Genomic DNA, 13641 nt, shown 5'->3' on the forward strand with positions numbered 1-13641 from the left:
CTCTCCTTATTGCTTAAACTTTTTTCTCTAACTTATATACATATGCCAAGATTTCTGCAACCGCCTGAAAAAACGCTTCGGGTATCACGTCACCAATATCCACAACACGATATAAAGAACGAGCTAATGGTTTATTTTCAATCGTCATCACACCATTTTCCTTCGCTACTTGCTTGATTCTTTGGGCAACTTCATCGACACCTTTTGCTATAATATAAGGAGCAGATGCTTTTTCTTCGTCATATTTAATCGCGATGGCCACATGAGTTGGGTTCGTAATAATAACATCCGCATTTGGCACTTCACTCATCATCCTTCGTGTAGCCATTTGCCTCTGTCGCTCTTTGATTTTTGATTTAATCAACGGATCTCCCTCAATATTTTTAAACTCGTCTTTGATATCTTGTTTGGACATCTTCATGTTTTTTTCGTAGTCGAATCGCTGATATGCGTAATCAAATACAGCTAAAAGAATCAAAATAATAACAGCTGTGATCCCCATATGGATGGTCACTTGTCCAAAAAACCCAAGTGCTGCATCAGCAGTCTTAAACGCCGTCATCATCATCTCGTCCTTATAAAACCAAATTACCGCAAAAGTCACGGTACCGATACTTAAGATTTTTAATAAGGATTTGAGTAATTCAACAATTGCCCGTAATGAAAAAATCCGTTTAGCACCTTGAATGGGATCCATTTTTTTCAAATCAAACTTTAGTGGCTCGGTCGTAAATAAAAATCCGATTTGCATAAAGTTGGCCGCTAATGCAGCTATGATAGCGATGATCATAACAGGAGCCAACATCACTGCTGTTTCTATTGCAGCACCATTAAAAACTTGTGCCACCGTAGTTTCAGTTACTTGCCAATGAATAAATTCCGTAAACGCATGCTCATACATGGATGTCATCCGATCTTTCATGGAATTTCCAAATACATATAGCATCATGAATGTAAATAGCAATAAAATTGCCGTATTTACATCCTGGCTCTTGGCAACTTTTCCTTTTTTCCGTTCGTCCTGACGTTTTTTCGGGGTAGCCTTTTCCGTCTTTTCACCTGCAAAATATTGTAAATCCAGTTTTATTTGCAAGTTATCCACCTCCGAATAAATTCGTGAGACTGCGTACAGTCTCAAACAAAACCTCAAACAAATGCTTTGCTAATACGACATATAAACTCATAAAAAATAATAAGACGACAAAACTTACTAGAATTTTCAATGGCAGCCCTACGACAAACACGTTCAATTGTGGGACCGTTCTTGCTACAATCCCAAGCGCTACATCTACAAGAAATAAACACCCGACAATAGGGATCGCGATTTGAAAAGCAATCAGGAACATGTAATTAAAACTGTCTATCACATATCGGACAATGGATTCATTTTGAAACGGGACTAATTGTTCTAACGGAATAAATTGGTAACTATTTATAATCCCGTCTATTAAAATATGATGGCCATTAACCGATAATAGAAATAACAAAGCAACGATATAAAAATACTGTCCCGTTAAAGGGCTTTGGGCACCCGTTTGTGGATCTATGACATTAGCAATCGCAAAGCCCATTTGAAAATCAATAAAACCACCAGCAATTTGCACCGCAGACAAAATGATATATGCGATTAGACCTATCAATAAACCTACTGCTGCCTCCTTTAACACTAGCAGAAAGTAATGTCCATCTATCGCTAATTGAGGGGCATCTACCGTATAAAATATTAAAAATGCAAGAAAGAAGCTTAATCCTAATTTAAACGGTCTCGGAATAGTACGATAGGAAAATAACGGCATCGTAGCAAAAAAGGCTGCTACTCTAACTAAAATCAATAAAAATACTGGTAAACTATTTACATGAATAACATCTAACATTTTTTATCCCACAAACTGATTCATATTTTGAAATAAATTAGAAGTGAACTCCACCATTTGCGTTAGCATCCAAGGACCGAAAAACACCAATCCAACCAGAACAGCAATAATTTTCGGGATAAATGCCAAGGTTTGCTCTTGTATCTGTGTTGTAGCTTGAAATATACTGACAAGTAATCCTACAGCTAGAGCGAGCAAAAGCAGTGGTCCAGTTACAAGTAATATAGTAAATACGCCTTTTTCTGCAAGCGTTAAAACAAATTCGCTGCTCATTTCTAATGCCCCCTATCTGTCTGGAAAATAGGACGGATTACCGTCCTGCAGCTTCGATCTAAAAGCTGTCTAGTAATGAATGGGTAATTAAGTACCAACCATCTACCAGCACAAACAATAAAATTTTAAACGGCAACGAAATCATAACTGGCGGTAGCATCATCATCCCCATAGACATTAATACACTGGCAACAGCCATATCAATAATAAGAAAAGGAACAAAAATCATAAATCCCATTTGAAATGCTGTCTTTAACTCACTAATCGCAAAGGCCGGAACTAATGTCGAAAGAGGTATTTCCTCAACGGTCTCCGGTCGCTCTAATTCGGCATAGTTCATAAACAAAGCTAAATCTTTTTGCCGGGTATGCTCAGCCATAAATTGTTTGATAGGAATACTTGCTTCCTCATACGCTTCATCCAATGTAACTTCCTCAGCGAACAACGGCTCTAAAGCATTGTCATACACCTCATTAAATATGGGAGCCATGATGAAAAAGGTAAGAAACAAAGCTAGACCAATTAACACTTGATTTGGTGGCATCTGCTGTGTAGCCAATGATGTTCGAACAAAGGACAGTACAATAATAATTCTTGTAAAGCTGGTCATTAAAATTAAAATACTTGGTGCCAATGTAAGAACGGTCAATAATAAAATTAGCTTAACTGAAGTGGACACATTAGCAGGATCTGAACTCGAAAACATATCGATAAATTCATTCATTGTGATCTTCCTTTTGTTTATACTGCTGAATTAATTGGCTTCGGTTTTGCTTTAATTTGTCCAATTCGTTCATGAATTGCTGTTTAAAATCAGCTTTTTTTTCAGCATCCCGGACATTAGACTTCGATCCAGGCGTTAATTTTTGGATGAACTTTGGAACTACAGGCATTTCACCACCTGAACTTGTCTTTTGCAAATCTTCAATAAGTGATGCATCGTTTATTTCCTGCAATAACTCCACATTATCGCCAACACCAATTAAATAGTATTTATTTCCAAGGCGGATAATTTGCAATGATTTATTTTGCCCTACTGAGATTCCACCAAGGTTTTCCAATGCATTTGCTTGGCTAAATAAAGCATTCTTTCTTTTTAAAAACAGAAGCACCAGATAAATTAGGCCGAGAATAAGAAATAAAACAATGATTACTTTCACAGAACTTACCCATAATGGCTCCGTTTTTGTTTCTTCTTTTAAAAGTGTTGATTTATCTTTATCCTTATTTTCCGGTGTCTGTTCGGAAGACTCACAATCTGTCTCATCGTTAATACAATCATTCACGGATTTAGGAGCTGCTCCTGCTTCTATTTCTATTACAAATAGGAATAGAAGCAGGCTAAGCAAGCTAGATATAACTGTTAATTTCCTCACACATATTCACTCACTTTTAACTCAAAGCCTTTTGAATCGCTTCAATAACCCGATCCGCCTGGAAAGGTTTGACAATAAAATCTTTTGCTCCTGCTTGAATAGCATCAATAACCATCGCTTGTTGTCCCATTGCAGAGCACATAATAATTCTGGCATGTGCATCATCGGCTAATATTTCTTTTAATGCCGTAATCCCATCTTTTTCTGGCATCGTAATATCCATCGTTACTAAGTCAGGCTTTAACTCATTGTATTTTTCAACAGCTTGTACACCATCTTGAGCTTCACCTACAACTTCATACCCGTTCTTTGTTAAAATATCCTTTATCATCATTCGCATAAACGCTGCATCATCAACGATTAAAATACGATTGCCCATAAAAACAAACCTCCAATTGTACTTTGTTATATTATTTTAGTTTTTTTAGACGATCGGATTGACTCAATATATCTGTTACCCGAACACCAAAATTTTCATCAATAACGACTACTTCTCCAGTCGCAATGAGTTTTTCATTAACTAAAATATCCACTGGTTCACCTGCTAATTTATCTAACTCCACAATAGAACCTTGGGATAAATCTAAAATATCTTTAATTGTACGCTTCGTCCTCCCAAGTTCAACCGTTACTTTTAAAGGAATATCCAAAAGCATATCTAAATTACGCTGCTCGGTTTGATTCAAAGGAACCGGTTCAAACGGAGAGAATTCTGCTTGCTGCACATGCGACTGCTTTGAATCTGGATTATGATAACCTATAAATTGCGAGGTCTCTTCAAAGTGTGCCGGCTCTTCCTTAGGATTTGTCTGTTCGATTCGCTCGGCAGTGACAGTCGATGCTGTTTCCTCTTTCGCTGATTCATTCGTGACCAACTGATCCACCAATTCTTTGGCAAATTGGATCGGCATTAATTGAAAAATGGTTGAATCAATCAGCTCCCCAACCTTCAACTGGAACGTTACCTTAACAAAAGGATCTTCTCCTAAAGTTGATTCGGGTTCTTTTTCGGGGTCTTCCACATGAATCGTAGGTGGAGATATATCGACACGTTTATTAAATATGGTTGACATGCTTGTAGCTGCTGCGCCCATCATTTGGTTCATAGCCTCTTGGACAGCACTTAAATGAATCTCATTTAATTCTTCAGCCGGGTTTGTGCCGTCTCCACCAAGCATAATATCAGAAATAATTGCTGCATCTTCTGCCTTAATCACAAACACGTTTTTACCAGAAAAACCTTCTAAATAATTCACCTGAACACTGACAGGTTCAAAGGTGAATTTTTTTAGTTCTTCTTGTGCCATCACTGAAACTTCTGGTGTCGTTATTTCTACTTTTTGGTTTAACAATGTGGATAATGTTGTCGCTGAACTTCCAAATGATATATTCCCAATTTCTCCTAGCGTATCAATTTCCATTGTTGATAAATATTCGTCCGTAGGCGACGCTTGATTGCTCTCATCTTCTGTTGAACTTACATTTAATAGTGCGTCGATTTCATCTTGAGAAAGCATTCCGTCATTCCCCATCGTCATTTCCCCCCTTAAATGTCTCTAGTATTTGGACAGACATCCTGTTTTTATATGTACCTGGCTGTACAAAGAATTTTGGTTCATCATTCACTGCTAACGTTAGTGGGCTTTCAATGGATTGATCGAGCCTGATGACATCGTCTTTGTTTAAATTCAAAAATTGTTCAATCGTAATAGACGCTTCACCTAATATCGGTTTAACCTCTACCTTTGCTTGTTGAATATTTGCCGTCAGTTTTTGATAAGCTTCATCATCTCGTTCTTTTCCTGCCGATTGCATCCAATAATGAACCGACAGCTTGGATATAATCGGTTCTAGTACAATATGCGGAATGCAAATATTGATCATCCCACTTGCCTCACCAACCGCTGTATTTAGTGATACAACAACAACTGTTTCGTTTGGAGAGACCATTTGTAAAAACTGTGGATTTACTTCAAAATCCTCCATTACAGGATCAATATCCACTATAGACGCCCATGCTTCTTGTAGTTTTGTGCTCGCATTTTCAAACAGCTGTGACATTAAAAGGGTCTCAATTTCCGTTAAATTTTCTACCTTATTCAAACTGCCACCTTGACCACCTAAAGTCCTATCAAGCATTGCATAAGCAATATTTGGATTGATTTCCATGACGATTCTGCCTTCCAACGGCTCAAGGCTATATGTATTCAAAATTGTCATCGTTGGTACGGAGCGAATAAACTCTTCATAAGGTATTTGATCTACAGATGCAACCGTGATGTTGACGTACGTTCTTAGTTTTGCTGAGAAAAAAGTGGTTAACAATCGTGCGTAATTCTCATGAATACGAGATATACTGCGTATCTGATCCTTTGAAAAACGTAATGCACGTTTGAAATCATATACACGGACCTTTTTTTCTTGATCTTCCTTTTTCAATTCCTCCGCATCCATTTCACCAGAAGATATTGCGGATAATAATGCATCAATTTCATTTTGTGAAAGAACTTCTTCTACCAACTATCATCACCTCCAAAGTGGAGTCGAACTTTACTGCAATATTTTATTAATTGTATATACATCTGTAATCTTCCCTGTAGTCATTACTTCATTAAGTTTAGATTTTACTTCATTCTCTAAATCTTCCAACCCTGATTGGAAGTTTTTTTCTTTCATGGTAGCAAGTTCTTTAATTAGAATATTCTTTAATTGAAAATCACGTTTTTCAATTTCTTCTTTTGCGTCTTTGCTATCTGCAATAATTTGAAATTGAATTCGGACAAAACTCCCATCTTGAAGATCTGTAGTTATTTCAGGAGTTTCATAAGAATATTCCTTCATTTCATCAATAGAAGCTGCTTCCCCACTCTTCTCATCTGTGTTTATATACTGAACAACGACGAACGCAGAAATCCCTATTATAAGCAGTACTGTTAGTGAAGTGAGCATTGTTTTAACTAGTTTACTCATCGTCGTTGCTTGCCTCCCTTTTCATTACAACTTGTATACCAACTTGTTGATAGTATTCTAGAGTGCGTTTAAGCACTTCCGCTTTTGTTTCCTTTACGACAAATTTCTTTCCAGTGAGTAACGTAATCGTCGTATCCGGAAAATTTTGGACTTGTTCAATCATTATGGAGTTTAATGTAAATTCGTCCCCATTTAATCGCGTCAATGAAATCATTATCTAGGTGGGAGTGCCGAAGCACTCCCTTCCCCCCCTAACTTATCGTTTTAAATTTACGAGCTCTTGGAGAATTTCATCAGAAGTAGTAATAATCCTTGTATTTGCCTGGAACCCACGCTGGGCTGTAATCATTTCTGTAAACTCTTCCGATAAATCGACATTCGACATTTCAAGCGCACTGGATACGACCTTAGCAGCGCCTTCTGTTTCTGGAGCAACAATTCCATTGTATCCAGCATTTTCACTGTTAAGGTATAAATTGCTCCCTGCTTTTTCTAAACCTGCTGGGTTAGAAAAACTAGCGAGAGCGATTTGCCCACCATTAACTGGATCTCCATCAGCATTAACATACGTAACTGTGCCATCCGAACCAATACTGAAACTTTCGGCATCTTCAGGAATGGTCAAATCCTCCCCATTAACACTTTGCAAATAAAATCCATTTGCATCGACAATGCGATCATCATCATCTAAATAAAAATTCCCTGCACGAGTATAGTACGTTGTTCCATTCCCCTCCACAATAAACATACCGTCGCCTTCCAACATCAAATCTAAAGGTCTTCCGGTAGTTTGCCTAAACCCTTGGGTATGAACATTATCTATGGATCCAAGCTGAGATCCCGTTCCTACTTGTACAGGATTAATCCCTCCACGAGTAGCCGTCGGTCCTTGAGCCCCAGAATTGGTTTGGCTCATCATATCTTGAAATGTAACTCTACCTTTCTTAAAACCTGACGTATTCACGTTTGCAATATTATTTCCAATTACATCAAGTTTTGTTTGAAAACCTTTCATACCAGAAATTCCTGCATACATAGAACGTAACATTGTCATTTCCCCTTTATATTATTGTGTTTCAACATGGTTTAGCAGTAATTGTATGCTTGACCAAGTATGCAACTACTATAGATTTATCTCCTTCATTCATTGACGATGAAGCTACATGACAGGTGTTACTCCGATGGTTTATTTGCTTCATCTTGATCGTCCTCACTTGGAGGTTCTTCAAACTCCGGATCGTTCACTTGCAAGGCAGCATCGGCGTAAATTTTTTCCCCATTCTCCAACTCCAGAATGGCCCAGCCCTCACTCTGACTAACGGCAACAACTTTACTTGTTTTTAATCCTGCTTCCTTACCTGTTTCTTCATCATAAGCCTGATAGGTAACTTCTTTACCTAACATATGGCTGTATTTAATTACCGGAGATATAAGTTGACTTTGCACTAAAGTATCAATCGACTTCGTCATATTCATCATTTGTTCTAGGGAACTAAATTCAGCCATTTGTGAAATAAACTGACGGTCATCCATTGGGTTAGTAGGATCTTGATGTTGCAATTGGGTCATTAAAATTTTTAAAAATTCGTCTTTTCCTAATTCCGGACTAGGCGTTCGCTCTTTTTGATTATGTAAATAGAGTGAAGGGTCAATTTTTGCCACTCTGCATCCCCCCTTTAGACTTGTTCATTTAATAGTACCTCTTGAAAAGAAGTGGTGAATTCGGCGTCGTTATCTGTATTTTCGTGTTCAGATTGCTGCTGTTGTTGTTCCTGCTGATTTGGATATTGCTGCGATTCAGCCCCATTCCCCCTTTGTGTTTGTTGTCCTTGCTGTAAGATGCCTTCCTGCTTTTCAATTACAACTTGCTGCGGGGAAAACATATTCCGAAGCTTATGTATATTGGACTCTAGCATTTCCTTCGCGGCTTGCGACTGTACTAGAATCCGCACCGTCATCACTCCGTCTAATTGTGTAAGACGTACACTGATATCTCCTAAATGCTGCGGACGTAATGTGAGGTTAAGTTGATTTGCCCCATTCGGTAGTTTCATAAATTTGCTCGAATTCATGATTCTTTGTAGCTGCTGCATCAATTCCTGTCCATTCTGTCTCGGCGTTGACTGTTCAGGCTGCAGATAAATAACATGCTGTTCGAGTTTTGCCATTGGCACAGATAGTTGATGATTCATACTATTATTTGTTGTTATTTGCTCTTTAGAATGGAATACTGTTTGCTTTGGTTCGGAAATAGATTCGATTGCTTTTGTTAGCCATTTTGCCACATCCCCACTTGTTACTTTTGCTTCACTATTGTAATGCTGCTTCTGAACAAATGCGCTTCTTTTTTCGAATGCTGCTACTAACTGTTTCCAAATAGCTACTTCCTTTACGTTTTTATTGTCGCTTAAACGAGCAGCAATATCCTCAGACAAGCCTATACTTTTAGCTTGTTTACTTAGTTCTGACCAAGTATACAAAAAATCTGCTAATTTTGTTGTTGCTTGCTTTATGTCCTGTTGATCTTTTATTTGTGCTAGAATAGGCTCCACTTTAGAAAAAACAGCTACCATCTGCTGTTGTATAGAATTGTTAGCAGCTTGTTTATCTGAACTAGGTTTTTGTCCGTTTTCAGTAGGTTGTATTTCAGATTGCGGCTGGTTGGCTCCTAATACTGTCCATTCTTCCTTTAGCATTGGTTGCAGAGCTAATGGTTCAGCTCCCATTCCAATCATCCATTGCTTGAATGCTAAAGGAATATCTACCGATTGCAATGCGTGGTGTAATGCCTGGCTATCAAATGGTACCTCTTCAAGCTGTTTCAGCTGTTCCATTACTTTTACGACTTCCTCCTTATAAGAAAGTAGTTCGTGAAAAGATTGTGCAGATAGCTCTTGATTTGTTTCCATTTGTTTCATTTCATTTTTCCCGAGTGCCGTCGGCAACTGTTGTAATAATATCCCAACTGCATTCATCCTCTCACCCCCTTCCAATTTAAGTAGACTAGTTTTCCCTTGTTGTTTTTAAATATTGCTCGGTTAATTGCGCTGCTGTTTTTGGGTCCATTGCTTCTAAAATACGGCCTCGATCCTTATTACTTAGCTCTCGTAAAACTTTTAAAGCCGTTTGTCTTTCTAATTGCTGCAAAATTTGTGCGGCGCTTTCTGCTTCCATTTCTTTAAAAGAAGTGGACATTGATTTAACCGTATCTTCTTTTTCCTGATTTTCTTTCTCTTCGTCCTGTGCAGTAGCCTTGTTTTTCATCCGTTCTTCGAGTTTAACCATGTCTTGTTCAAGCATCTGAATCGTTTGCTCTTTATCTTTTAGTTCTTTTTGTAATTGTTCAATTTCTGAATCCTTGTTCTTAATCTGCGATTGTAACTGTTTTTTATCGCCAGTGTTAGCGTTGTTTTTCTCTTCCTCTGTATCTACAAAGGAAGACACAACGGGGACGTCTGCCGCTTTACCCTTTAACCAGCCACCAACATCCACGCCCACAGCCATTAAAATAATGATGACAAGTGTTAACGTAATACCAATAGGAATGATGACTGCGAACAGGAACCAGAGAAAAGGATTCATTTTTTTCGTATCTGTTTTTGTTTTCTTAGCCATTCGCGTCACCTGTTTTTATAATTTAGAAATTGATACATAGATATTTCATCCATAACCGCTTTTTCTATTTTTTCATTTGCTTCATTTTTTTGTTTCTTTCGACGTTCAATTATTTTTTCGAATTTTTTCGTTTCTACGTGTGCTTCTGTGAGATTAGATTGTTTTGCTTCCATCTCTGCACGAGCTCTTTGCACATCCTTTTGTAACTCAACTATCATGTCATTCAACTTCTCCAAATAGGTGGACTGCTCCTTTAATTTGTCTAGAGTAGTTGTTTGCTGTAAGGATTCTTCATAAATTTCTTCTGCTACTTCTTTCTTTTTTAACAATTGATAAAGTTGAGTTGCTGATTTTTCAAAGCAATCCATTGATTGCTGATATGCTTTTTGAGCTTGTACTTTTTCTGTTTCGCGAATATGTAATAGTTTTGACAAGACAACCGTGTCACTCATTCGTTACCACCTCCGTGAAGCAGATTTTTCATTAATTGAACCGACTTCTCAAACGAATGGTAATCATGTATTCCCTGCATAAGAAAAGATTGTATCTTAGGATAATACGCAATTGCTTGATCAATTTCTTGATCTGTCCCCCGTTTATAAGCACCGATTTGAATTAATTCGCGATTTTCTTCAAACGTTGCAAGTAAAGCTCGGATTTCTTTAGCTAATTCGTGATGGTTCTTATCTGTTACCTGTTGCATCACTCGACTAATGGATTGTAAGACATTAATCGCAGGGTACTGCCCCCTTTCCGCTAATTTACGATCCATGACAAAATGACCGTCTAGAATACCACGAACTGTATCGGCAATTGGTTCATTCATATCATCTCCATCGACGAGCACCGTGTAAAAGGCAGTAATAGTTCCATTCGGATTCGTCCCTGTTCGTTCTAAAAGCTTAGGTAGCGTAGCAAATACGGATGGCGTATATCCTTTTGTTGTTGGTGGTTCCCCTGTCGCTAATCCTACTTCACGCCTTGCCATGGCAACGCGCGTTACAGAATCCATCATCAGATTGACACGATAGCCTTGATCGCGAAAATATTCACTAATTGCCGTAGCAGTATCTGCCCCTTTAATTCTCATCAAGGCTGGTTGATCAGACGTCGCAACAACTACAATGGATTTTTTAAGCCCTTCATCTCCAAGGTCTTTTTCAATAAACTCTCTAACTTCTCGACCACGCTCACCAATTAATGCAATGACATTAATATCCGCTTCACTGTTACGGGCAATCATTCCAAGCAAAGTGCTTTTTCCAACGCCACTACCAGCAAAAATGCCAATTCGTTGTCCTTCTCCAACCGTTAGTAATCCATCAATGATTTTAATCCCGACCTGTAAAGGATTTGTAATTGGCGGTCGTTGCATCGGATTTGGCGGAGATTGATCTGTAAGGAAGCTGGTGAGACCTTTTTGCAGTGGCTGCCCATTCAATGGCTTGCCTAAAGCATCAATAACATGACCAATTAGACCTCTGCCTATCTTTACACTAAGCGGTTTCCCTGTTGATTCCACCAGACATCCAGGCCCAATCTCCATTACTTCTTCATAAGGCATAAGAATAATTCGTTCCTCGTGAAATCCCACAACTTCTGCAATAATAGGTTCATCTTTTTGAGCAGACGGATGGATATAACACACCTCTCCAATGTTAGCAGCTGGGCCTTTAGATTCAATCATGATGCCAACTACACGTAACACTTTCCCATAACGTTTATACGTATCCGCCTTGGAAATGGCAGTTAAATAACTTGTCGTATTCATTGTTTTTTCTCCCCGGCTAACTCAGATAGGACTTTACCAATCTCCTCCAGTTGCGTATCAATGCTGACATCAACTTGTCCAAACGGATGTTTAATCATACAGCCATTCTCCTTTATTTCGTCAGAAACATAACACGTAAGCTTTGCATTTTGTTCGATTAAAGAAGCTAGTTCCTCTTTATGCTGGATAACGAATGTATATTGGTCGGGGTGCAAATAAAGTGCAACTTCCGACTGGTCTTTTAATTCTTTAATGGCAGCTTTGATAATGGATAAAAACAATTCCGGGTTTGCATCAATCTTTTGTTTGAGAATCTTTTCCGCTGTATGAATGGCGATTTCCATTATGGTTTCTTCATGTTCTTCAATGAGCGTATGGTAATCCTGCTTTGCACTGTCAATAATTTGGTTCGCTTGATCCAAATACTCTTTATACGAAGTAAGGCTTTCTGATTTTCCTAATGAAAAACCAGCCTGATACCCTTCTTTCTTGGCAGCTTCAATATATTTCTGTTTTTCTTCTTGCCACGCTTGCTTTTCTGCTTCAATTTCCTGCTGTGTCTGTTCTATTAATCGCTTTTTCTCTTCATAGAGATCAGCTAGAGTTTGCTTAGCTTGCAGCATTTGCTGATGGAGCTGCCCTTTGTCAGGATGCTGTTTGGAATTATTTACAACATTGGTTTGTAAAAATGCAGCAGCGGGCTTTACATGAATTTGCTTTCGTCCATTGATCCATGATGGATTAGACAATGATATCATCACCTCCACCTCTTGCAATTACAATTTCACCTATATCTTCTAGTCTCCTTATCGTTGAAACAATCCGTGTCTGCGCTTCCTCTACATCACGCAAGCGAACTGGTCCCATATATTCCATTTCCTCTTTAAATGTCTCTGCCATCCGTTGTGACATATTTTTAAACACGATGTCTTTCACTTCATCACTGGCTACCTTCAGAGAGAGACGCAGGTCTTCGTTATCTACTTCACGAATAATCCGTTGAATCGCACGGTTATCCAAAATAACAATATCCTCAAATACGAACATTCGCTTTTTAATTTCATCTGCAAGCTCAGGGTCTTGAATTTCCAATGCATCTAAAATGGTTCGTTCTGTGCTCCTATCTACACCATTTAGGACTTCTACAACTGCTGGAATACCACCAGTTTGCGTATAGTCCTCAGTAAACGAAGCAGAGATGTTTTTTTCCAGTACTTGTTCCACTTGCGAAATAATTTCCGGTGACGTGGAATCCATCGTAGCAATACGCTTCGCTACATCCGCCTGCATATCTTGTGGTAAAGCAGATAATATTTGTCCTGCCTGTTCTGCGTCCAAATAGGAAAGAACTAGCGCGATCGTTTGCGGATGCTCTCCTTGGATAAAATTAAACACCTGCTGTGGGTCAGCCCTTCTAGCAAAATCAAATGGTCGCACCTGCAAAGACGAAGTTAGGCGGTTAATAATATTCGTTGCTTCTTGTTTACCAAAAGCCTTTTCCAATACGGTTTTCGCATACCCAATACCACCTTGAGCGATATAATCCTGTGCTTGTGCTATCTGATGAAATTGCTCGATGATTTCCTCTTTCTGCTGGTTATCCACTTTCTTAACCGAAGAAATTTCTAAACTGAGTTTTTCAATTTCTTCTTCTGTTAAATGCTTATATACCTGTGCTGATACATCTGGACCTAGGGAGATTAATAGAATTGCAGCTTTTTGTTTACCAGTGAGTCCTTTATGTCGTGCCATTATTCATACC

Annotated in this window: 18 protein-coding genes; all 18 read right to left on the bottom strand. The window is 38.5% G+C overall.

Annotation, left to right across the window (positions count from 1 at the left end):
• Positions 1-13 precede the first annotated feature (13 nt).
• Entirely contained in the window at positions 14-1093 is a 1080-nt protein-coding gene (flhB, locus tag D1839_RS02715; protein WP_120378352.1) for a flagellar biosynthesis protein FlhB, read from the bottom strand.
• Between the two features lies 1 nt (position 1094).
• Entirely contained in the window at positions 1095-1874 is a 780-nt protein-coding gene (gene fliR / locus D1839_RS02720) for a flagellar biosynthetic protein FliR (RefSeq protein WP_120378353.1), read from the bottom strand.
• A gap of 3 nt (positions 1875-1877) precedes the next feature.
• Positions 1878-2147 (bottom strand): flagellar biosynthesis protein FliQ, encoded by a 270-nt coding sequence (fliQ, locus tag D1839_RS02725; RefSeq protein WP_050352752.1) that lies wholly within the window; start codon positions 2145-2147, stop codon positions 1878-1880.
• Between the two features lie 58 nt (positions 2148-2205).
• On the bottom strand, positions 2206-2871 hold the full coding sequence (gene fliP, locus D1839_RS02730; RefSeq protein WP_120378354.1) for a flagellar type III secretion system pore protein FliP: 666 nt from the start codon (positions 2869-2871) through the stop codon (positions 2206-2208).
• A complete protein-coding gene (locus tag D1839_RS02735; RefSeq protein WP_158589590.1) occupies positions 2864-3523 on the bottom strand; it encodes a flagellar biosynthetic protein FliO in 660 nt (219 codons plus the stop codon). Before D1839_RS02735 ends, fliP begins: the two co-directional genes overlap by 8 nt.
• Before the next feature lie 16 nt (positions 3524-3539).
• Positions 3540-3902: a response regulator gene (locus D1839_RS02740; RefSeq protein ID WP_120378356.1), complete on the bottom strand. Its 363-nt coding sequence runs from the start codon at positions 3900-3902 to the stop codon at positions 3540-3542.
• Between the two features lie 31 nt (positions 3903-3933).
• Positions 3934-5055: a flagellar motor switch phosphatase FliY gene (gene fliY, locus D1839_RS02745; RefSeq protein WP_120378357.1), complete on the bottom strand. Its 1122-nt coding sequence runs from the start codon at positions 5053-5055 to the stop codon at positions 3934-3936.
• Entirely contained in the window at positions 5045-6043 is a 999-nt protein-coding gene (gene fliM, locus D1839_RS02750; RefSeq protein WP_120378358.1) for a flagellar motor switch protein FliM, read from the bottom strand. The genes fliY and fliM overlap by 11 nt, the downstream gene beginning before the upstream one ends.
• A gap of 30 nt (positions 6044-6073) precedes the next feature.
• Positions 6074-6493: a flagellar basal body-associated protein FliL gene (gene fliL, locus D1839_RS02755; protein WP_120378359.1), complete on the bottom strand. Its 420-nt coding sequence runs from the start codon at positions 6491-6493 to the stop codon at positions 6074-6076.
• Complete coding sequence (locus D1839_RS02760) at positions 6486-6698, bottom strand: flagellar FlbD family protein (protein WP_330585413.1); 213 nt, start codon at positions 6696-6698, stop codon at positions 6486-6488. The genes fliL and D1839_RS02760 overlap by 8 nt, the downstream gene beginning before the upstream one ends.
• Before the next feature lie 51 nt (positions 6699-6749).
• Entirely contained in the window at positions 6750-7541 is a 792-nt protein-coding gene (gene flgG / locus D1839_RS02765) for a flagellar basal body rod protein FlgG (protein WP_120378361.1), read from the bottom strand.
• 125 nt (positions 7542-7666) lie between these two features.
• Positions 7667-8155, bottom strand: a complete 489-nt coding sequence (gene flgD, locus D1839_RS02770) for a flagellar hook assembly protein FlgD (RefSeq protein ID WP_120378362.1) — start codon at positions 8153-8155, stop codon at positions 7667-7669.
• 14 nt (positions 8156-8169) lie between these two features.
• Complete coding sequence (locus tag D1839_RS02775) at positions 8170-9468, bottom strand: flagellar hook-length control protein FliK (RefSeq protein ID WP_120378363.1); 1299 nt, start codon at positions 9466-9468, stop codon at positions 8170-8172.
• Between the two features lie 28 nt (positions 9469-9496).
• On the bottom strand, positions 9497-10108 hold the full coding sequence (locus tag D1839_RS02780; protein ID WP_120378364.1) for a MotE family protein: 612 nt from the start codon (positions 10106-10108) through the stop codon (positions 9497-9499).
• A 5-nt stretch (positions 10109-10113) separates the two neighbouring features.
• The gene (gene fliJ, locus D1839_RS02785; RefSeq protein WP_120378365.1) at positions 10114-10560 is read right to left on the bottom strand and encodes a flagellar export protein FliJ; all 447 of its coding nucleotides are present in this window, start codon (positions 10558-10560) and stop codon (positions 10114-10116) included.
• Positions 10557-11879 (bottom strand): flagellar protein export ATPase FliI, encoded by a 1323-nt coding sequence (fliI, locus tag D1839_RS02790; protein ID WP_120378366.1) that lies wholly within the window; start codon positions 11877-11879, stop codon positions 10557-10559. Before fliI ends, fliJ begins: the two co-directional genes overlap by 4 nt.
• Positions 11876-12637, bottom strand: a complete 762-nt coding sequence (gene fliH / locus D1839_RS02795; protein ID WP_120378367.1) for a flagellar assembly protein FliH — start codon at positions 12635-12637, stop codon at positions 11876-11878. The genes fliI and fliH overlap by 4 nt, the downstream gene beginning before the upstream one ends.
• On the bottom strand, positions 12621-13631 hold the full coding sequence (fliG, locus tag D1839_RS02800; RefSeq protein ID WP_120378368.1) for a flagellar motor switch protein FliG: 1011 nt from the start codon (positions 13629-13631) through the stop codon (positions 12621-12623). Before fliG ends, fliH begins: the two co-directional genes overlap by 17 nt.
• Positions 13632-13641 lie beyond the last annotated feature (10 nt).

This window comes from Roseburia sp. 1XD42-34, assembly GCF_009917385.1.
Lineage (GTDB): Bacteria > Bacillota > Bacilli > Bacillales > Amphibacillaceae > Virgibacillus.